We start from the raw sequence: 21,729 nt of genomic DNA, 5'->3' as shown, positions 1-21,729 counted from the left end.
TTCGAAAAGTTATTGCGATGAAATTTCGTTTTCTATTACTATGGAAGCTAGTTTTAGTTTTTCGGAACTAAGCGGTTTGACGATATAACTTTTTACTATCGGATAGTTTTTTGCCATCTCTAAATCGCAGGGATCAATGGAGGAAGAAACAATAAAAACTATTATTTTTTTTGAAAAATTGATGAGTTCAAATTCATCCAAAAATTGCCAGCCATCCAATACAGGCATATTCAAATCCAATAAAATAACATCTGGAAGTTTAGACGAATTAGCCGAATTATTTTTAAGTTCATCTAAAGCGGTTTGCGGATTGTGAAATGAAACTATTTCTTCGCAAAAATTGTTTTTTGAGATGAGCATACTCATTAATTTTATCGATAATTTGTCGTCATCAATGATATAAGTAATTTTATTTCTCATTAAAATACAATTTAAAAGTACTACCTAATCCTTCTTCACTTTCCACTTCAATTTTTCCTTTCATGACTTCCATTTGATTTTTAACAATAAATAATCCAATACCTTTGGCATCTTCATTTCCATGAAAGGTTTTGTACATACCAAATAACTTGCGCTTATTTCTTTCAATATTGATTCCTAAACCATTATCCTTGAAAGAAATAATGTGAAATCCATCTTTGGTTTCATGGCTGATTTCTAATTGGGGAACACGGTTTGGTGATTTGTATTTTATGGCATTGCTCAATAAGTTTTGCAGAATATTATCTAAATAAGCCTGGATAACATTTAGTGTTAAATCATCTGAAATTGTATGCGTAATTGCGATTTGATTCTTTAAAGGTTCTGATAATTTTTCAATCTCGGTTTTTAAATTAATGATTGTTTTTTTGAGGTTGACGTTCTTTTTAATAGTAATCATTTCGTTCAAATTTTCGATGGTTTCGGATAGTTTTTCCGTTCCTTCTTTGAACATATCAATAAATGATAGTTTTTCAATGGCATCATCTGTATGTTCAATTACATCTACAACCATTGCCAGATTACTGGCATGAGAGCGAATATTATGTGAAACAATATGAGCAAAATCTAAGAGTTTATTGTTTTGCTGACTGGTAACTTCCAGTAGGTGTTTGAGCTCAATTTCTTTTTCTTTTGTAGCGGTAACATCTCTGCCAATCGCAATAAATTTGCTGCAATTACCATCTTTATCAAATACCGGAGTAATATTTAATTCAAGCCAATATTTTTCTTTTTGCTTATTATAGTTCTGAAAAACAACTTTCGTTTCCTCTTTGTTTTTCAAGGCCTTTTGGATTTTTTTTATTTTTTCCCTATTGGTTTTCAGTCCAATAGAAGTATAATTAGGTTCCTGACCGATGATTTCTTCTAATGTTAAATCGGTTAAAGTCATATAGGCTTGATTTGCCCAAATGGCTTTTCCTTCGGAATCGGTTATAATAATGCTGTCGGTAGTTTCAGAAGCTACTAAGGATAATAAATTTAAATTTTCAATTGTATCATTAGTACTGGGAAAAATCAAAGGGAATTTTTCAGCAGTATATTCTAATGCTATGATTCTTTCCTGTTCAATAGTAATGTCTTTGAAAGTACCGTAAATACGATGAATATTATTAGCAATAAATTCAACCTGGCAAATACATTCTAAGTGTTTTATCGTTTTCTTAGCCGTAATTATTTGAAATTTTCCATAAATTGGAATTCTATTTTCAATGGCTTTCTGTATAAGTGTTTTAAATTGAATTAGATTTTTTCGATTAAAAAAAAACAATGAATTTTTAAAATCAGGAACAAAATCTTCAGGGACTTCAAAAATATCTTTAGTTTTTGTATCCCATAAAACGGTATTGTTTTTTAGGTTGATATCCCAAATCCCAATTTCTAAAGTGCTGTCTGTTTTATTATAAATTTCCTGTTTGTTCATTGTAAATAGTTATAATAAAGCAAAAATTTAGCTTTATGTTTTAGGGATAAATTTCAAGTTGCGAATTAAAATTAGTTTGTTTTGAAATGTATTAATAACGAGAAAAATCATTATAAGAAATAAAATTACTCAACAAAGTAGCAGCACACAAATAAAATCGATGAACAACATCTTTTTGTTTAAAAGCATTTTATGTGTTATAAAATCACTTATTGCTAGTTCTTGGTAATCAGTAATTAAGTGTTTTTTAGGTTTTTGAAGGTTCTTCTGTTTTTTTTGCTTATCTTTTCAAAACAGAGCTTTGAAATAATTAGTGTAAATTTGTATAAATAAATCGATGAATGAGCGAGATTTCCCCATTGTTTAAAAAACCAACTTATCCCATAAATCATTTTCTTCTAGATTACTTAGAGCGTTTTGACAGAGTCTCAAAAGTGGCTATTTCCTATGATGATTTATTGCGGTTTTCAGGATCAATCAATGTTTATGACAAGTTTGATCAGGATACCTTATGGATTAGAGTTTTTTACAGTGAATATGAAAGAAATGAAATCGATTTGAATTTAAAGAAAATCTATTCCTTATTGCATTCTGATGGAAACTCAGATATTATTAAGTTTTTAAATGTAGATGCTATCGACTACTGTACTTTTGGAAATTCAAAACCATTCAGAATAAAAATGCGAAATGTGTTAAATGACAATTATGTTCATTTTTACATTAAAAAAGCCGATGCTTCGCGTATTTACGGATTAGAATTAGAACATATTTTGTCTCCCGATAAAATCAATTTTCTGGTTCATCATGATACATTAATTGAAGAACATATCATAGGAATTCCGGGCGATGTTTTTATGGAAACCTTACTTGAAGGTTGTTCTGAAACCGAGAAATCTCAAATAGCCAAGGAGTTTGTGAAATTTAATGAGCGCTGTATGATTCGGCTTTTAGGCGATATGCGCGCTTATAATTATGTGATTGTTCCTATTCACGATTTTGATCAGGTGGTTTATAAAATCAGGGCAATCGATTTTGACCAGCAATGTTATGAAGGGAATTTTAAAATTTATCGTCCACAATTTTTCAAGGAAAATTTTCCAATGATAAAATTGATAAAGGAAAAATTGCAGGATAGTTCGATAGAGCAATATAAAAATGAAGAACGGGCCGCTTTAGCCAAAAGAATTCTTTCGGCCGAAACCCGAATTCAAAAAATACTCCGCATCATGGCCAATGATACCATTGCACCCGAAGCTCATATTAAACAATTAAAGTCAGAGTTGTATCGTTATACCAATGATTTAAACTTTAAAAACGCCACTTCTATGGGCTATGTGCTGAGTGCTGCTTTTAAGTTTGTTACCCGAAACTTTAAACATCCGGATTTATTTAAACCGGGATTTTAAAAATTATTTTATGATAAAAAAGATTTTTCCTATCGTTTTATTATCGTCTTTGATTTCGTTTTGTCAAAGAGAAACCTCAATTATAAACGAACTTTATTCTTTGCCCAAACAGCTTAAAGAAATTTCAGGAATTGTTTTTACTGAAAGTTCTCAACTGGCTTGGGTTTTAGAAGACAGTGGTAATGCAAATGAAATTTACGCCTTAGATAATCAAGGCAAAATCCAAAAAACGCTAACAATTGCCCAAACGCAAAATATAGATTGGGAAGATATTACGAAAGATCCTCAAGGTAATTTGTATATAGGCGATTTTGGGAATAATGACAATGAAAGAAAAGATTTGGCTATTTATAAAATTGCTAAAGATTCTTTGCAAAATGAAAGTGTAATTCCTTCGTATAAAGTTAGCTTTGCTTACCCGGAACAAACGGAATTTCCTCCTAAGAAAACAAAACTTTTTTATGACGTTGAAGCTTTAATAGAATACCAAAACAACTTTTATTTATTTACTAAAAATAGGAGTAAAGGATTTGACGGAACCACATTATTATATAAAGTGCCCAATAAAGCCGGATTTCATCAAGCTGAATTATTGGGACAATTTAAAGCCGAAGGCGATTTTGAAAATGCAGCTATAACCAGTGCTGCCATTAGCCCGGACGGAAAAAAAGTAGTTTTGTTAAGTCATAGCAAAATATGGATTTTCCAAAATTTCACCTCCGATAATTTTTTCTCTGCTTCAGTAAACAAAGTCGATTTGCATCATTTTTCTCAAAAAGAAGCCATTTGTTTTAAAGACAATACAACGCTTTTAATAGCCGACGAAAAGACTAAAAAAATAGGCGGATTAGTATATCAATTGGACTTAAGCACTTTAAATTAGATGATTGTCCGCTAGCGGACATGACCCACAGAGTAACGCGGACTAAACTGATAAACACGGATTTTTAAAAATACAATCTGTGATAATCTGCTAAAATCTGCTTAATCTGCGTGCTATTTTTAGAAAACAACAGCATTATATTAGAAACCAAATCCAATCCCAAAACTAATTCGGGCTTCGTCATCTGCGCTTTTAAAATAGCTTAATCGTGCCGTTACGGTATTGATTCCGTTAAGCCATAAACCACCGCCCGCAGATTGATGCCATTTGTTAGAGGTTTCTCCATCAAGCCAGACTCTTCCGTAATCGTAGCCTCCAAAAAATCCGTAAGACATTGGAATAATACTGTTTTTGATTTTTCCAATAGAAAAACGAAGATCACTGCTTTGAAAGAAAGATTGATTGCCTATAAAACGCTGGTTTCTAAAACCTCTTAAATCATAATCACCGCCTAAGGCTGCCGCCTGATAAAATTCAAAATTATTGTTTAAAATCATTTTTCCTTTTAATAAAGTGGCAAATACAATTTTTCCCTGATGATCTATTTTGTGATTAAAATTGATTTTAGATTCTAATGTTGGGAAATTTTGTTTGCTGTCTTCGAGATTCATTTTCCAATTGGCAGCAATCAAAAATCCCATTCCCATTGTTGGTAAAGAAGCGCTATCGTAATTTTCATAAGCATATTCAACAGTAGCCCCCGCAAATTGCTGATGATTGAAAATTTCAGGATTTACAATGTTTGGAATAGAAATAAATCGACCGGCTGTATTTTCTACATCAAAATTCTCATAAGCTAGCTGGAAATTAATTCGGCTTCCTAATCGTCCTATTTTTTCGATTTTAGGAGCAAATTTCAACATTCTGATATGTACTCTGTTGTAATCCATACCATTTATTTCGTCCACATTGGCAGTATTATTTCCATAACCAAAATAATTTATGGCAAAGTTTGGACTTGTAAACTGTGAGTCAAATCCAAAATTCCATTTTCCTATTATTTTTGGAACATCTAAATGATAATCTAATTCAAAACCATCGGTTGCAAAATAGTAATTGGCTTTAAGAGTATGTTTTAAAGTATAAGGGTTTTGTTTGAAATGATTGATAGTATAATTAGCTATGATTCCTAATTTTATCCCATCATCGGGATTAAAACCTATAGTAGGCAAGCCCGAAAAAGCATTGTATTTAGGCTTTTGGTAATTGTAATAATTTGTTTCGTAATCATCGGTTAAGATGGTTTTTGTTCTGGAATCAGTTTCGAAAGTGTTCTTTTTTGATTTAAAATCAAGGATTGTAATGTTTTTTCCATTCGCAATAACATAGCTGTCATTATTTTGACCTCCAATTAATTTTATTTTTATGGCTGATTTTTGAGCACCTTGAAGATCAAAAACATCTTCGTCGTCTAGTCCATAAATCCAAATGTTTTTTGTCGTATGTGAATCGAATGTTTTACTGTAAACCAGTTCTTTTCCTTTTTTTTTGATTCGGGATACAGTGATTTCGACTTTGTTTTTAGAAAGAGGTTTGATGCTGAATTGGTCTTTTTTATTGGTACCAACAACAATTACTGTTTTTTGTAAAACCTTGTTGTATTGACTCGCATAGTTGGTTAATTCGGCTTTTCGAAGTTTTAATTTTTGTTTGATTGAAGCTATAGTTTCATCTTGAACTTCTTTGGGTAAATTGTCAAAAGCATTATCAATAGCTATATCGCTCAGATTTTCCTGAATATATTTAGCCTGAGCAATCCAGTCTTTTTCGGTGGCATTTTTTAAAAAAGCGACATCCAGGGGATAGGCTTCGCGATTGAACCATTTTACATTATCAATGTTGTTTTTGAAGCTTTGCATGTGGCGAAGCGCAGGAATGTTCATCAATATAGACAATAAAGCGCCATCGTATTTAGAAAAAGCCTGGTCGCGATCGCGGGGAATAGGTTTGTAAATGGTTTTATTGCCTATTTTGTATTCAGCCCAACGCCATTGGTCATAATGCCTGTCCCAATCGCCAATGAGCATGTCAAATATACGTGCTTTGATGTATTCGTTTTCGTCAACAGCATATTTTTCGTCTTTTTGTAAGTTTTCGAGTAGTTCATCAGTTCCAATAATTGCTTCTGATTTTCCAAAATTAAGAAGTTCTTTTTGGCTATCCGTAGGTCTTTCTTCAACAAGGTATAATTCATCACCAAAATCGGCATTGAATTCGCCCAATACTTTTTGTTTAGGAATATAATAAAGGGCTGGATTACTGTGAAAAACGCCAATTTTGTCTGCCATGTTTCCTACTGCCAAAGGTGCGTAAGGATGGGAAGTAGTGTAGAAATCATATAGAAAATTCTCTGCATAGGTGTTTTCAAATTCATTTTCCACATATTGGTCTTTGAAAGCAACACTTTGCAAAAAACGACTGGCGCTTTTCTTTAAGGCGCGCATTACATATTCTTTTCCATCAGCATTCACCAGACGTAAGGATTTAGATTGATGACCGCCACCCGCTCTCAATGGAGTGACACCGCCAAAAAGACTGTTTAGCGAAGCAATTGGAACTTCGATTAATTGACTGTAATATTCCCGATAATGTTTGCCTAAAAGGAAATTATGAAAAATGCTTTTAGAAGTCATTTCAGGACTATAAATGCTCGCTTTTGTAGTTGCAGCAAAAGAATTGGGATAATTGCTTATGGTTTCTTTTTTAGGTTCAATGATTGTTTTTTCAAAAAGAACTGTGGTTTTGTTGTTTTCGATGCCAAAGTATTTAACGGTAGTTTTTCCGTTAGTGTAGCTTGTTAAAGTTGCAAATCCGTTTTTGCCATAAGAGAAATCATTAGGGTTTATTGCTCTGGCAGCTTCTGATTTTGAGCCTGCACCACTAATTATTTGTTTTATATTTTCATTTTCTATGTACTGCAAATTATGGTCGTGTCCCGAAACAAGAACTACATTGTCCTGGTTTTGCAAAAGTGTTTTCAGGCGTTTTACCAAGATTTGGTATTGCTTGTTTTGAATGTCTTGCGGACTAATTCCAGATGTTTTTCTAAAGAAATTGACAAATGAACCTATAATAGGTAAAGGAATTTTTTGTTCTAATGGAAATAGTTGTTTTTCAAGTGAAAATTGTCCACCATGTGTTCCATTGCTCATCAAAGGATGATGAATTGCTACAACTACGGTTTTATCTTTGTTTTTGTTTAAAATACTTTCAAATTCTTCAAAAAAGTCTTCACGCGTTTTTATGCTGCAATCGTCATTAATATTGGGGATTTTGTCCCAGTCTTCCAGAAACCATTGGCTATCAATGATAACTAAACAAAGTTGGTCATTTATTTTTTTATCATCAATAGGACAGCTATTTGCAGGAAGAAATGCTTTTTTATCATTAAGGTAATTGTTTACTATTTTTTCCTGACGCTTTAATCCGTTAATACCTGAATACCAATCGTGATTCCCGGGAATAAAAATGGTTTTCCCTTTAAAATCTTTAGAAAGTGCTAATTGGAGTTTTATTTTTTCTAATGCAATATCGTAAGCTGCTTTATCTTTTTCATCCGGCATTCCTTTTGGATAGATATTATCTCCCAAAAACAATAGAGTAGCATTTTTATCGGATTGGCTAAGTTGTTCTTTTAAAGCGCTAAGCACTTTTTTAGCATTTTCTTCGTCGGCATTTCCTGCATCGCCAATTAAAAATAAGCGATGTGCAATTTTTGTCGTATCCTTGTCGTTAGTTAGTGTGATTTTTTTTGAATCTCTTCCCAATTGAGAATGATAGCTTGCACAAGATGCGACTATGAATAAAACGAAAAGAGAGAGAGAAAATATTTTAATTTTGATGAATCGCATATCCGAAAACAATTTCATAATTTAGTAGTATAAAAATTTACCTATGAATCTTATAGAGCAAGCACAAGATTTTGTTTATAATTTAATCAAAGATAAACTTTCTAGTTCATTTATATATCACAATTTTGAGCATACTTCTGACGTGGTTGCAGCTGTAAAAAAGCTTTATCAACAAGAGAATTTAACTGAGGAAGAGCTTGAAATACTTCTTGTTGCAGCCTGGTTTCATGATACGGGCTATATTGAAGGCTTTGAAAATCACGAAGAAAACAGCGTGAAAATTGCAGCTGATTTTTTGACTGATAGAGGGAAATCAACGGCTTATATTGATCAGGTAAGTACTTTAATTAGGGCAACCTTATACTGTTATGAACCTAAAAATCTACTTGAAAAAATAATAAAGGATGCCGATTTTTATCACTTTGCAACCGAAAATTATAATGACCGATGCGAACTTTTAAGAGAAGAATGGAGAGTTGTAAAACAAAAAGAAGTTACGGATTTAGAATGGGCTCAGGAAAATTTAAAAATGCTTACTCAATGCCATCAATATTACACGGATTATGCAATTGCTAACTGGCAAACTCTAAAAGATAAAAATGTAAGTTTGATTAAGGAAAAAATTAAAAAAATGAAAGAAGATAAGGAAGGAAAAAAAGAAAAAAAGAATAAGGCTGAAAAACCAACTAAAGTACCAAAACCCGATCGTGGTATTGATACTTTGTTTAGAGTTACCCTTAGTAATCACACACGTTTGAGCGGAATTGCCGACAGTAAAGCTAATATTTTATTATCAGTAAATGCGATTATTATTTCTATTGCTTTGTCTACCATAGTTCCTAAATTAGATAGTCCCAGTAATGCGCATTTGGTTATTCCTACTTTTATAATGCTGACCTCTAGTGTTGTATCTATTATTTTTGCTATTCTTTCTACCCGACCTAAGGTTACCAGCGGTACGTTTACCCGAAGAGATATTGAAGACCGAAAAGTGAATTTATTGTTCTTTGGTAATTTTTACAAAATGCCTTTGGAAGAATACGAATGGGCGGTAAATGAAATGATGAAAGACAACACTTATTTATACAATTCGATGATTAAGGATTTGTATTTCTTAGGTATTGTTTTAGAACGAAAATACAAGCTATTACGTATTACCTACAATATCTTTATGATTGGAATTATCATTTCATTCCTGGCTTTTTTCCTTGCATTCAATGGTATCAGGGCCTAGTGCAGCGTATTGAGTAATTCTTTATAAGTATATTTTGTATCTAAACTTTCATCGGTGTTTATTACTTTAATTCGAATTGCTTTTAAACCATAAACACCTTGTAAATCTTCAACTTCAAATTGTTCTATTTGAGGTTCAAGGACTTTTTTGAATTGCAAAAACTTGATGTATTTTAGATATTCGGTTTCTTCAAACGGATGCGAATATACGATTGTAATTTTCTCTTTTTGGGTAATTCTTTCTTTTGTTCCTTTAATATGGGCTTTGTCAATACGTTTTTTTACTACTTCATAGCGGGCATTGTAAGTACCGTCAACATCAAAACGTTTTTCGTCCATTCTGAATCGAATGGAAATTGGGGAACTAAAAACAAGTATTAACGAACTCACATCTAATTGGTCATAAGGCAGGACTTGTTTCAGACGATGATGTGTTAATTCCATCTTGCATAAGGTTTGCAATTGCCACAATCTTAAATTGTTTAAATACATTAAATCAAAAGATTGAGAAGGTGTTATTGAAGCACCAATGTATAAATTATGCTCTACACCATCGGTTTTAAAACGCTCAAAATAATGAGGGAAAATAGCCTGGGCCTCATTTTGCTCGCTGTCTAAAACGGCTGCCATTTCTTTGTTTATTATTGACATGGCATCATCAAAACGTTTTCGGGCATGATAAAAAAGATTTGTTTTAGGATCTAAGTTTTCAAAATAAGAGTTAAGAAGCAATTTGTCGTTATTGTCAATGATAGTATTGGTCAAAAAAGGATGGATTTCTTTTTCGATGTAATTTTGAATTTGTTGTTCAGTATCGGCTTTTAATTCTTTTTCCAGTTCTTTTACATAAGAATGTAATTCAAATTTGAGCTGTTCTAATAAAGGTAGTTTTTGTATTGATTTCGATTTTTCGAAAATAGAGATTAAATGGTTTAATTGATTTTTTAAATCTTCTTTTACAGTACTGTTTCTGTGTTCAGAAGAACCGTTAATGTCTATTTGTCCGTAAAGCGGATATACATCTTTAAAAACAATTTCTTTAAAAGTATGTTCTTTATTTCGGGTATCGGTTTGTAAATATTTTTGAGCTTCGGCTTTAAATTTCCAATATACACTCGAATGAATGGAGGTATATTCGCGTTGGATTATTGCTTCAATCTGATTTTTTAGATCACTGTCGTAGCGTTCCAAAGTATCGATGATATTAGGAAGGATTAATTGAAGATTATTAGCATTAATACTGTTTAATTGTCTTGGAGTTCCCGAAACCAGTTCGATGATTCCAAGTAATTTGTTATCTTTTACAACAGGCGTCAGAATGCAACTCTTGATGTTTTGATCTAATAATCTTTGGGCAAATCTTTCGTTCCCGGGAATAGTTGCAAAAGTTTCCACATTTGAAATGGAGATAGATTCTTTACCGTCTAAAATCTTATTTAGAGAACAGCCTAAAAAAGCGTTGCAACATTCTATTTCATCTTGGTTTTGCAAAATAAAACTGCCTATGCTGTTTTTGTCGAAAGGTAATTTGGTGAACTTTTTTTCATCATCATTATAGATGCTAATTCCTATTCTTAAATCAGGAATTTTAAAAATAGACCTAAAAATGCTTTCTGAATTTTTGTTTTTTTCGCCTGGTTCCTTATCTCTTTTTAAAAGATTGCTTTTTAGATTAGAAATAGCACTTTCTTTGGTAGCATCAAATAAACTAACGATTCCAAATCCTTTTAAAATCCAACTTTCTAATGGGAATTTTTCCTTCCACAAGGCTACATTGTCAAAGTTATCCATTAATTCGTCTATTTCTTCCTGACTTAGGCTTATGGCATTTTCCAGAGGATAAATTTCAATAAAATCGGCATTGTAAAGAATGCGGTAATGTTTTAAAATCCCGTCAACATCCGGAATGTCGTAAAATAAGGGTTTGCTGTAATCAAAATTTTGGTTGTAATGTGCATTTAAAATTAGGATACAACTGAGTACATAAAAATTATCTTCGCTAAAGTCGCGTATTGTCAGGTCAAAATCCCCGGCATTTTTTACTATTTTTTTAAATCTTTTAGTATAGTTGAAAGTTATATTCTGGAAAGGAATTGTTACTGCCTTAATCTCATTATGAGTCAATGCCGTAGGGAATAAATCGGCTAGCAAGTTTTTAATGAGTTTTTTATTATCAGTAATAATAGAAAAATCTTCAATTCCGCTTCTGAATTCGGGAATATGTTCGATTTCTTTTAATAACGATTTTGCATAATTAGAGCGATAATCGACATCTGATAGTGCAATTTCTTCTAAAGCCTCAATAAGTTTATGAAAAGAAATTAAGGTTTTAAAGGGACTCTCTTTAAATAAAAGACGGTTCATTTTTGTATTTGTTAGCTATACAAAAATAGTGAATTAACTTATTGAAAAGTTTTTATTTAAAAGAGGATGTAGGTTTAATGTTGTTTAACCATTAATTTCTTTTGACAAAAAGTATCCAGGGCTTTGTTTATTTCTTTTAACTCAGGCGTTAGAAATGTGATGCCTCCTTTTTCGTCATTTGTTAATTCCATTTTACAAACGGTACATTTGTATTCTTTTAAATTATTGGTAATTTCTTTAGAGGTAACAATGTTATGTCCAAAAATAGAACACAGGAATTTTTTACTTGTAATAAGTTTCTTCATTTCAAATAGATACATAATAAAAGTAGGTTAATTTAGTTAGGGATTGTAAAAATATTGATTTATAGATAAAAACACTTATAAAGTCGATAAAATACATATTTATTAATTTTTTATAAACATAAACTTACTTTTAAGTAATTGTTAAAAAAAATCTCCAATTGCTTTAACAATTGGAGATTAGGTAAGTAGTAAAACTAAATTCTAAGATATTTAGGATTTTTGTTCTTTATTAAAATAGACTAAGTAGTAGTACATTTGTTTTTCTTCGTCCCAGCCTTTTTCTACAAATTTCTCTGCGCTTTCAGGATTAATGAAATCCATTTTAATTTGAATATTTGTATCCAGATTAATAACGTTCTTGATTGACTTTCGGGCATCGCTCACAGCGGCATTTGCAATAGGGAAAGATGTTACGTCTTCGATGCTGTATTTTTCTCCTTTATCGACTTTGTAGTTTTTAAACTCAGGAATCAAATCAGGATTGTCTAAAACCTCGTTTAAGAAGTTTTGTTCTTCAAACTGATCGTTTTTGGCAAAATAATTCACCGAACGGTTCATGAACATTACTTCCTCTTTTTTGTCTTCGGCGGGGAAAACAACATCTTTGGCAAAGCCTTGGCAAAATTTCAAATATTTTTTTGTGATGAAATTCTCGTCTTCAAAAGCATCTACTGATAAGAAATGTTCTAACCAGTAACGCGCATCATAACGGTTACTGTCCACCGTTAGGATTTTGTAACCTTCTTCTTTTTTATGATTAAAGATCAAACAACCTTTATCTAATTTGCTCAGGTTGATTCCTTGTTGCAAAATCATTTCCAGATTAGATTCTTTTTCTTCAAATTGTAAAAAGTCACTTTGCAACTCACTTTTGAAAATTCCAATGGCATCAACCACATTGTTGTCGATGTTTATGTTTGTTAAATAAGTCACATAAACTTCTCCGTTTTTAATGTGCGGATGATTTGATTGTTCGAATAAGTGTTTGGTGATTTTTTTAGAACCTTCGTGCAAAGTGCCAGGATTTTCAAAAATCTCGGTTGCATACTTATACATGTCATTATAATCTAAATCAACTTCGTGGGCAAATTGAAAATAGTTTTCTTCTTTTTCTCTAAAAGGTTTCAAGAAGAATTCTTTTATAAGCGGCACAATTTCATCTTGTAGATTAAAAGGTTGTTCCGATAAAAAGATAGCTTCATTTCGGCTTTTATTTCCTACCCTGTGAATAGAAAGCGTCTCGATGTGTGTGTTGAATAAGTTGATCATTTTTTTTGAAGGTACTGAGGTTCTAAGTTGCTGAGTTTTTAAGTTTTTTAATTTCTTTCTTTTAATTTTTTGATGAAAGAAACTAACATGCGTTCAATCTCTCGACTGTTTTCAAATATATTATTGAATTCGTTTTCGTTTAAAAAGCTAATGTTTTTTGCAATCTCCAATTGTGTTTGCAATTCAAATAAAGACCCGATGGAAATGTTTAAAAAGCGTAGGAAATCCTGTTTGCTTTCACGTCCAAAACCCTCGGCAATATTACTTGGGATAGAAATAGCACTTCTTCTAATTTGTGAAGTTAAGCCAAAAATTTCTTCTTTTGGGAAATGATTTGTTGATTGATAAATTTGGGTAACTAAGGTCATTGATTTTTGCCAAATCAAAAGGTCTCTAAATGTGCTCATATTTCTTAAATTTAAATTTTATTAAAAATAAGAAAAAACATAATAAAAAAGTTTTCTGAAAAACTCAGTAGCTTAGAGCCTTAGAATCTTAGAATCTCAAAAAAATTAATTCCAATTTTCTTCAAAGCCGTAATCTTCATAGCTGTCGTCTCCTTCAAACATATCCATGTCATCCTCGTCCAGGCCGTCTTCAAATTCGTCATAAAAATCGTCAGCATTGTCAGCTTCAAAGTTTTTTTCTAAAGCTTCATCAGGCATTTCACCATGAGCAAATAAGGTTTCCGGGTAGATAGCACCAGCAGTTTGTTCTTCAATTGCGGCCAGTTCCACTAGGAAAGTCCACATATTGATAAAATCATAAACATAAATGATTTTAGTGTTTTCCTGGTCAAGAATGTCCGAAAGTTTATAATCACTCATGATTCGTTGTTCACCAGGAACGTCTCCTGTGTCAAAAAGCGAAATTTCATCTTCTTGATTCCAAGTTTCATCGCAAGTGTAAAAAGAAGCGACTTCCATACCGTCAAATCCAAAAGAGTTGAAGATAGCGTTGTGTAAATCTTCTAAAGTATCATCATCTAGTATAGCGATATCTCTGAAAATATCTTCTTCTGCGTCTAAGATTACTCTAAATTTATAAACCATAATCGTTATTTTTATAAAAAAGCCAAAGGTACATTTAATCCTTTTTAATCCCAATGCGATTCACGAATTTTTATTAAAAAAACAGCGATGTTTTTGATACTGAATTAGTTATTTCGTCTAAGGCGCTTTATGATTTTATGATAACGTTTATGATAAGTGCTGTGTGTAGGATACTTACGACTAGAGGTCATGTTGTTAAAAAGTAAGGCGGTAAAGAATAAGATTAGCACTCCCGTTAATACCGGAGACAATACATACCAATAGCCTAAATCCTTAATTTTTTGAGTACCAATAATGGCAATCAGGGCTGTTGCTCCTCCTGGTGGATGTAAGGTTTTAGTTATTTGCATCAAAACAATCGACAAAGACACGGCTAATGGTGCAGCAATGTATGTTGTGTCTGGAAATAAAAGATGAACGCTTACGCCAATAAAAGCAGAGATTAAATGTCCTCCAATAAGATTGCGGGGTTGTGAAAATGGACTTTCGATAATTCCATATACCAATACGCTTGAAGCTCCAAAAGAACCAATAAGGTACACAACATCCTGATGTGAAAATTGCTGGCTTTGCGAATAAGCAATAAGACCTATTCCAACAAATGAACCTAAAAAGGACCAAAAATGTTCTTTGAAATCAATTAGGGTTTCTTTGTAGAGAACATAACGGGTTTTGCGATAACTGCGTTTAATTTTAGTTGTCGGCATGATTTTAAAATTTAAATACTTGGAACAAAGGTGTAAACCGTGTTAGGGTAAATCATTTTTGCGGTATATTTAGAAATTAAGCAAGCAGCTAATATTGGGAAAAATAAAGTGTAATTATTGGTAAGTCCGCAAACAAGAAAGATGGCTGTAAAAGGAGCGTGAATACTGGCACTTAAAACAGCTGCCATACCAATCACCATAAAGTTAATAGGGATGATTTGAGTATCGAAAAAAGTATTTAGTACAGAAGCTACCAATAATCCTAAAAAAGCGCCAATAAAGAGGCTAGGGGCAAAAACGCCACCATCACCACCAGAAGCCAGAGTAATTGAGGTAACAATAGGTTTTAAAAGTAAAACGCCTATAAAAGTAAAAGCCAGTGTCAGGGTTAATGGGATTTCGTTATTTGCAGTAGTAATGGTTTTGATGGCATGATAACCTTCGCCATATAATTGCGGAAATATAAAAAGCGAAACGCTTAAAATTACAGAGCCAATGATGATTTTATAATAATGAGTTTCAATTTTTGCAAATTGCGATTTGAAAAACAATACACATTTGGTAAGGTAAACCGAATTGATTCCAGCCAAAATTCCCAATAGAATAAAGTAAGGGATCGCTCTAAAATGCCAAGTGCTAATAGAAACATCAAATAAAGGTTGTTCTTTTAAAATAGTCAATAATCCAAAGGCAATGGATACCGCAATTAGATTGGAGATTATAAAAGCACGGGTTACTTTTCGCGAAATTACTTCTAATGCAAATAAAATTCCGGCAATAGGGCTGCTGAATAAAGCAGTGATTCCAGCCGCAACTCCGGCACAAATAAGTTCGGTTTTGTATTGACGGAATACGTTTTCTTTTTGCTGGGCTACTGATCCAATAGTTGCTGTTGCCACAACAGTAGAAACTTCAATTCCGGTTGAACCACCAAAAATAACCGTTAGTAAGCCATTTATAGTATGTGATGGGATTTTGTATGAAGGTAAATTTTTTGTTTTCGAATTGGTGCTTTCAAAAACTTCTTTGATGCCTTTGTTCTCTTTTTTCTTAAACATATAAAGTCTCAGGAAATAAATGACTGACAGACCAAAAATGGGAAAGAAGATTAAGAAAAGCGGATTTGTACTGGATTGGTGAAAAAATATTTCTTCGTAGTATTCGGTAATCTTTTTTAAACTGATTCCTAAAAAGGCTGAAAGAAAACCGATTAGGATAGAAACGATTATTAATTTTCGAAGTTTAATGAATTGATGATTTTTTTTGATTTGCGCCGTTTTATTCATCAGAAATTAAATTTGTATAACATATTGTTAAAAAGGACTGCAAATTTAAGTAAAATGAAATGAAATTTAAAAAAATGACGCTGTTTTGTTATAATAAAATTTAGTTAAAAAAATTAAAGTTCATAGAATTCAATTGGTAAACGGTCAGGATCGGCAATGAAAGTAAACCGCTTTTGGGTGAATTCGTCTATGCGAATGGGTTCTACATAAATATTTTTGGATTCTAAGAAAGCGACTGTTTGGTTCAAGTCTTCAACAGCAAAGGCTAAATGCCGTAATCCCTGTGCTTCTGGGGTAGAAGGTCTTGCGGGAGGATTGGGAAAAGAAAATAATTCAATGCAATAATTGTCATTTAGTGCTAAATCAAGTTTGTATGATTTTCGTTCTTCACGATATACTTCACGAACAATTTTTAATCCGAGAATTTCAGTGTAAAATCGTTTGGATTTTTCATAATCAGAACAAATAATGGCAATGTGGTGTATGTTTTTAAGGTGTAGCATTTTATTGTAGTTATGTTTTTATTGATTTAGTTTTCGGATTACTTTGGCAGGATTGCCAACTGCAAGAGAGTTGTCGGGGATGTCTTTTGTGACAACCGAACCGGCTCCAATTACGCATCCATTCCCGATTGTTACTCCAGGACAAATTACAGAATTGCCACCTATCCAACAATCGTCTCCAATGGTTATAGGTAAGGCATTTTCAAGTGTCTTTCTAAGCTCGGCATCGAGTGGATGGGTAGCGGTATATAATTGTACTGCGGGAGCAAAAAATACATTGGACCCGATGGTGACTTTGCTGCAATCTAGAACAACACAATTGACGTTGAAATAGACATTTTCTCCACAAGAAATATTGTAACCGTAATCACAATGAAAAGGAGGTTCGATGTATAAATTAGGACCTGCATTTGGAATCAATTCTTTTAAAATCTCTTTTGCTTTTTTGGTCAATCGGTATTCGGTTACGTTTAATCGGTGCAATAAATTTTTAGCTCTTCTTCGGTCTTTTATCAGGATGGGATCGCCTGCTAAATAGTACTCGCCATCGATCATTTTTTCTTTTTCTGTTTTCATTTTTTAGAGTGTTTTATTGGGGTGTTTTTCTTGTCTTTTTTAATGTTTTTTTGAGGCTGTTTTTTGTGTGAAAAACGGCTTGTTTTTTTGAGGTTTTTTAGGGTCAAAACCGAGCTGAAAAACAGCTCTCTTTTTGTTGTTTTTTTATTTGCTAATTCAAGGAAAGCTGATTCGGATTTTTTGGGTTTTGATTTGTGTAAATATAATTTAAAAATGTAATGCTTGTTGGTTTTTTGATAGAACTATTTTGGACTGAAATAGATTCGGTTGAGTTTAAAGAGGTGTTTTGTTGTGTTGTTTTTGAGGGTTTGTTTTGTCGAAATCGGGAAGGTGTGTAGGTGTTGAATCCTTGTTTTCTGAAGAATTAACATCTGTTTTTAGAAGATTTTTTATTTAAAGTTATACTTTATGTAAAAGTATTTAATTTTATTTTAATTTCGAATGTTTTTATAAAATCAAATTTAAATGTTGCTGGATTAGAGTTTAATTCTTGAAAATTGAACACTTAATTTTATTATTTACGTATGTTGTTTTAAAGTGCTGGAATTTAATTTTTTAATTATTTGTTATAGATTATTTCTATGGTTGATTTTTAGCTGTTTTTTGAGGATTTACAGTCTTTTTCGAGAGTGTTTTGAATAAAAACATCCTTTTTTAGAAAAGGATTTCTAATTCTTGTTTTTTAAATTAACATTGGTAAAAGTAATTTTAATTTTTGATTTATGCTTGTTTTTGAAATCATTTTTTGTGTCTGATTTTTGAACTTTTATCAGGACTTTTTATCTTGGTGTAAGGAGTGTTTTTTGAATACGATTTTTAGATGATAAAATGTTTTGGTTTTGATTTAGTTTTTTGAAAAGTAAATTCTCCTGTTGTTTTTGGATTCAAATTTTTAATGATTTTTTGAAATCAGATTGTTTGATGTTGAGGTTTTGTTTGGAAAAAAAGACGGTAATTTGTGTGGTGTAAAAGAGTGTTTTTTATGCTCTTTTTTGATTGTTTTATAGAGCTCTTTTTGGATGGTTTTTTGAAGCGAATTTGTCATCGTTTTTTGTATGAAAAGTGACTGAAATTTTTGAGGGTTTTTTGAAGAAAAAAAAAGTGTTTTTTAGACTAAAAAAGAGTTGCTTTTTTTAGGTTATTTTTGAATTTTTTAATGTATTGTTTAGGGCGTTTTTGGAGTGTTTTTTGGAGCAGTTTTTGATATAAAGAGTGTAATAATTTTTTGTTAATGCAGTTCTTAAAACAACTTAAAGATTGTAAATTCGTCGGGATGATAATTTAAAAAAATGATATGAGGTATTTTGTTGTACTCGCTTTTGTGTTTCTTTTTTCTTCTCAAATTCAGGCTCAAAAAATCGCTGTTTTTGATCATTATTCCGATTTGGAAAAGGTAGTTTTGAATGATGAAAATGCAACTTATGTAGTCAATTTTTGGGCTACCTGGTGTGCTCCTTGTGTGAAAGAATTACCCCATTTTGAGCAATTGAATTCCGAAAATAAAAAGATAAAAGTGGTGCTTGTCAGCCTGGATTTTAAGAATCAATACGAAGCAAAATTGTTACCTTTTTTGAAAAAGAAAGCGGTAAAATCAGAAGTGGTTTTGCTAACAGATAAGGATTACAATAGTTGGCTTCCTGCTGTAGATAAAGATTGGTCAGGTTCTATTCCGGCAACTTTAATTATCAAAAACGGTAAGAAGTTTTTTGTGGAAAAGATGTTTGCCAGCTACGAAGAATTAGATCAATATGTAAATTCAATTATTAACTAATAATTAAAACTATGAAAATTTTATCAGCTCTTTTATTATTTGTTTCGGTCATTTTTACGACAGCTTTTACTTCAAATGTGCCAACAGCATACAAAATTGGCGATACGGCTACTGATTTTAAACTAAAATCGGTTGATGGGAAAATGTATAGTATGTCCGATTATAAAAGCGCAAAAGGCTTTATCGTTGTTTTTACCTGTAATCATTGTCCTTTTGCTAAAAAATATGAAGATCGTATTAATGATTTGGCTAAAAAATACAAGTCTAAAGGTTATATTTTGCTGGCAATTAATCCGAATGATCCTGTTGCAGAACCTGCAGATAGTTTTGATATGATGAAAGTAAGAGCTAAAGAAAAGGGATTTGCTTTTCCTTATTTATTAGATGAAGGACAAAAAATCTTCCCTCAATATGGGGCTACTAAAACGCCGCATGTCTTTTTGTTAGATAAAAACCGTATAGTGAAATATATTGGAGCTATTGATGACAACGTGGATAGTGCTGCTGATGTTAAAGAGAAGTATTTAGAAAATGCTATTGCAGCTTTAGAAAGTGGAAAAACGCCTTCACCTGAGACAACTAAAGCTATTGGTTGCAGCATTAAGGTAAAAAAATAAAAAAAACTGGTTCTTAATTATATGTAAAAAAGCTGTTTCAATCAAGAAACAGCTTTTTTTTGTGTTTTGTTTTGAGGGGTTTATTTGCAAAACATTTTTAGGTTTTTAGTGGCACTCTGGCTTCCTAGTTGTTCTGCTTTGGCAAAATCGGAGCAGGCATTTTTTTTGTCTTCCAAATGGATGTAAGTTAGTCCTCTTAAATTATAGGTGATATAATCTCCAGAATTAAATTTGATAGCAACATTGCAATCTTTTAAAGCTGCTTTGTAATCTTGCATTTTGTAATAAATGTTAGCTCTGGTTGTATAAGCATAGGTGTTATCGTCATGCATTTCTAAAGTTTTATTGACGTCTGTTAATGCTCCTTGAAGGTCATTGATTTTTATTTTTTCGATGCCTCTGTTTAAGTAAGCGACAACAAAATCAGGCTTCAATTTTATGGCTTTATTGTAATCGGCTATTGCTCCTTTAGTATTTCCTGCGCTTGATTTTTTCATTGCCTGGTCAAAATAATTCTCGGCAGTTTGACTCCAGCCAAATGCAGTTAATAAAAGAAAAGAAAGTGAGAGTAGGTTTTTCATAAGTGAGTTTTGTTTAATTTTTTATTTATGGGGCTGATAAAAATAAGCAATTGGAAATTATTTTGATTACTAATTTGGGAATTTTAATTAGAATAAATTTTAAACGAATGGATTAATGGCGTGTTTTTTGATAACAAATGAAGGATATATTTAAAATTGTATTTTTAACACCTATTTAATATTACTGTCAAAAGATTGACGGTCCAACTTTAAGATTGAATTTATGAAAACAAAAAAAATCAAAGTACTGTTGCTTATAGGATTCTTGGCTTTAAACACAGCTGTTAATGCGCAGACTGCTGCGGCTGATGATGTGGCAAAAGCCAAAGAATGGGTTGCTTTCTTAGCATTAAATGATAGTTCAAAAGAAAACAGATTAGTGCAAGTGGTGGCGACGCATCTGTCTTTGATAAAAGACTGGCACAATAGTCATCCTGCTACAACAGTGCCGGCGGGGATTAATCCTTTGGATGGAAAACCACTTTCGGAACTTCATCGACAAATTATTGCCGATTCAGCTATGCCTTCAACAATTCATCAAGATTTAATGAGTGGATTGAGAAAAGACTTAAGCGAAGCCCAAGTAGCTTTGATTTTAGATAAATATACTATTGGTAAAGTAGCTTTTACTATGAAAGGGTATCAGTCAATTGTTCCGGAAATGACTGCTGCTGAAACTGCTGAGATTCAGGGATTGTTAGAGAAAGCACGTGAACAGGCAGTGGATTATAAAAGTATAAAAGAGATATCGGCTATTTTTGAAATTTATAAAACCCAAGCCGAACAATATTTGAATAATCATGGTCGCAATTGGCGTCAAATGTATGCTGATTATACTAAAAAAATTAAGGCTGAAAAAGCAGCTAAAAAACAAGAGTAGTTGTTTTTGTTTCAAAATACAAAAGGTCTTTAATCGCTGAATTAAAGACTTTTTTTTATGAGGAAAAATGAGTTGTGATTATTAAATATAATTGGTCGTGCTGATGTCGAGTGAATTTTTAGTGTAAAAATGAAAAATCCCGGTTTTTACCGGGATTTTTGAGTGTTTTTAATCTTAAAATGTGACCACAACCGAACAAATGTCGAACCATTTTATAGAGGATTTTGAGAAATTGGCTTCTTTTTAAATGGATTTAAAGAGTAATAAAAACAGGCAGTATTTAGTATAACCTAAGACGTTTTTAATGACCTCCACTAATTTTTTGATCAAAACTGATTCCTTGTCGTTTTAAAATACCGCTTACTTTCCTAGTATAAAAACATCAATATAATTGTTTTGATGCCAATATTTAAGGATAAGAAAATGAGTTGTAGTAAGCTAAAGTGATAATATGTTTTCTTAATAAACTCGAAATTTAAATATATGAGTATTATATAAATGAGTGTGGTTAGATAATGTTCATTTAAATGGTATTCATGTTT

19 protein-coding genes are annotated in these 21,729 nt (G+C 32.0%); 6 read left to right on the top strand and 13 right to left on the bottom strand.

All coding sequences use genetic code 11. The features are described 5' to 3' along the window. Positions 1-9: 9 nt before the first annotated feature. Entirely contained in the window at positions 10-420 is a 411-nt protein-coding gene (locus EOD40_RS06165; protein WP_128194032.1) for a response regulator, read from the bottom strand. Next, positions 410-1,903: a sensor histidine kinase gene (locus EOD40_RS06160; RefSeq protein WP_128194031.1), complete on the bottom strand. Its 1,494-nt coding sequence runs from the start codon at positions 1,901-1,903 to the stop codon at positions 410-412. The genes EOD40_RS06165 and EOD40_RS06160 overlap by 11 nt, the downstream gene beginning before the upstream one ends. Before the next feature lie 341 nt (positions 1,904-2,244). Here EOD40_RS06160 and EOD40_RS06155 point away from each other — a divergent pair, with 341 nt between their 5' ends. Beyond that, positions 2,245-3,309, top strand: coding sequence for a hypothetical protein (locus tag EOD40_RS06155; protein WP_128194030.1), 1,065 nt, complete (start codon positions 2,245-2,247; stop codon positions 3,307-3,309). A gap of 13 nt (positions 3,310-3,322) precedes the next feature. After that, a complete protein-coding gene (locus EOD40_RS06150; protein WP_394343668.1) occupies positions 3,323-4,192 on the top strand; it encodes a hypothetical protein in 870 nt (289 codons plus the stop codon). A gap of 140 nt (positions 4,193-4,332) precedes the next feature. Here EOD40_RS06150 and EOD40_RS06145 read toward each other — a convergent pair whose 3' ends face one another. Beyond that, positions 4,333-8,061, bottom strand: coding sequence for a metallophosphoesterase (locus EOD40_RS06145; protein WP_128194028.1), 3,729 nt, complete (start codon positions 8,059-8,061; stop codon positions 4,333-4,335). A gap of 25 nt (positions 8,062-8,086) precedes the next feature. Between EOD40_RS06145 and EOD40_RS06140 the strand changes: the two genes are divergently transcribed. Then, positions 8,087-9,277: a Pycsar system effector family protein gene (locus EOD40_RS06140; RefSeq protein WP_128194027.1), complete on the top strand. Its 1,191-nt coding sequence runs from the start codon at positions 8,087-8,089 to the stop codon at positions 9,275-9,277. Here the strand turns inward: EOD40_RS06140 and EOD40_RS06135 are convergent. The 9 genes from EOD40_RS06135 to EOD40_RS06095 form a co-directional block, all read right to left on the bottom strand. Beyond that, the gene (locus EOD40_RS06135; RefSeq protein WP_128194026.1) at positions 9,274-11,640 is read right to left on the bottom strand and encodes a GAF domain-containing protein; all 2,367 of its coding nucleotides are present in this window, start codon (positions 11,638-11,640) and stop codon (positions 9,274-9,276) included. The genes EOD40_RS06140 and EOD40_RS06135 overlap by 4 nt on opposite strands. Positions 11,641-11,714: 74 nt before the next feature. Beyond that, positions 11,715-11,945, bottom strand: coding sequence for a hypothetical protein (locus tag EOD40_RS06130; RefSeq protein ID WP_231129585.1), 231 nt, complete (start codon positions 11,943-11,945; stop codon positions 11,715-11,717). A gap of 210 nt (positions 11,946-12,155) precedes the next feature. Continuing rightward, positions 12,156-13,214, bottom strand: coding sequence for a nucleoid-associated protein (locus EOD40_RS06125; protein ID WP_128194024.1), 1,059 nt, complete (start codon positions 13,212-13,214; stop codon positions 12,156-12,158). A gap of 47 nt (positions 13,215-13,261) precedes the next feature. After that, on the bottom strand, positions 13,262-13,621 hold the full coding sequence (locus tag EOD40_RS06120; RefSeq protein ID WP_128194023.1) for a four helix bundle protein: 360 nt from the start codon (positions 13,619-13,621) through the stop codon (positions 13,262-13,264). Positions 13,622-13,726: 105 nt separating this feature from the next. Beyond that, a complete protein-coding gene (locus tag EOD40_RS06115) occupies positions 13,727-14,266 on the bottom strand; it encodes an IS1096 element passenger TnpR family protein (protein WP_128194022.1) in 540 nt (179 codons plus the stop codon). A 104-nt stretch (positions 14,267-14,370) separates the two neighbouring features. After that, positions 14,371-14,973, bottom strand: coding sequence for an HPP family protein (locus EOD40_RS06110; RefSeq protein WP_128194021.1), 603 nt, complete (start codon positions 14,971-14,973; stop codon positions 14,371-14,373). Between the two features lie 11 nt (positions 14,974-14,984). After that, a complete protein-coding gene (locus EOD40_RS06105) occupies positions 14,985-16,259 on the bottom strand; it encodes a chloride channel protein (protein WP_128194020.1) in 1,275 nt (424 codons plus the stop codon). A 113-nt stretch (positions 16,260-16,372) separates the two neighbouring features. Continuing rightward, on the bottom strand, positions 16,373-16,762 hold the full coding sequence (gene gloA2 / locus EOD40_RS06100; RefSeq protein WP_128194019.1) for an SMU1112c/YaeR family gloxylase I-like metalloprotein: 390 nt from the start codon (positions 16,760-16,762) through the stop codon (positions 16,373-16,375). Positions 16,763-16,780: 18 nt separating this feature from the next. Continuing rightward, complete coding sequence (locus EOD40_RS06095) at positions 16,781-17,338, bottom strand: sugar O-acetyltransferase (protein WP_128194018.1); 558 nt, start codon at positions 17,336-17,338, stop codon at positions 16,781-16,783. A gap of 1,294 nt (positions 17,339-18,632) precedes the next feature. Here EOD40_RS06095 and EOD40_RS06090 point away from each other — a divergent pair. Together EOD40_RS06090 and EOD40_RS06085 are read left to right on the top strand one after the other, a co-directional pair. Continuing rightward, entirely contained in the window at positions 18,633-19,109 is a 477-nt protein-coding gene (locus tag EOD40_RS06090) for a TlpA family protein disulfide reductase (RefSeq protein ID WP_128194017.1), read from the top strand. Between the two features lie 11 nt (positions 19,110-19,120). Beyond that, positions 19,121-19,726, top strand: coding sequence for a thioredoxin family protein (locus tag EOD40_RS06085; protein ID WP_128194016.1), 606 nt, complete (start codon positions 19,121-19,123; stop codon positions 19,724-19,726). Between the two features lie 80 nt (positions 19,727-19,806). On the opposite strand, the gene EOD40_RS06080 is transcribed toward EOD40_RS06085, so the two are convergent. Continuing rightward, entirely contained in the window at positions 19,807-20,307 is a 501-nt protein-coding gene (locus tag EOD40_RS06080; RefSeq protein WP_128194015.1) for a tetratricopeptide repeat protein, read from the bottom strand. Positions 20,308-20,530: 223 nt separating this feature from the next. On the opposite strand from EOD40_RS06080, the gene EOD40_RS06075 reads away from it, so the two are divergent. Beyond that, complete coding sequence (locus EOD40_RS06075; RefSeq protein ID WP_128194014.1) at positions 20,531-21,187, top strand: DUF3826 domain-containing protein; 657 nt, start codon at positions 20,531-20,533, stop codon at positions 21,185-21,187. Positions 21,188-21,729: the final 542 nt, after the last annotated feature.

The organism is Flavobacterium sufflavum (assembly GCF_004016525.1).
GTDB lineage: Bacteria > Bacteroidota > Bacteroidia > Flavobacteriales > Flavobacteriaceae > Flavobacterium > Flavobacterium sufflavum.
Note: the sequence above shows the minus strand (reverse complement) of the source record. Positions and strands in the feature narration are given on the sequence as shown.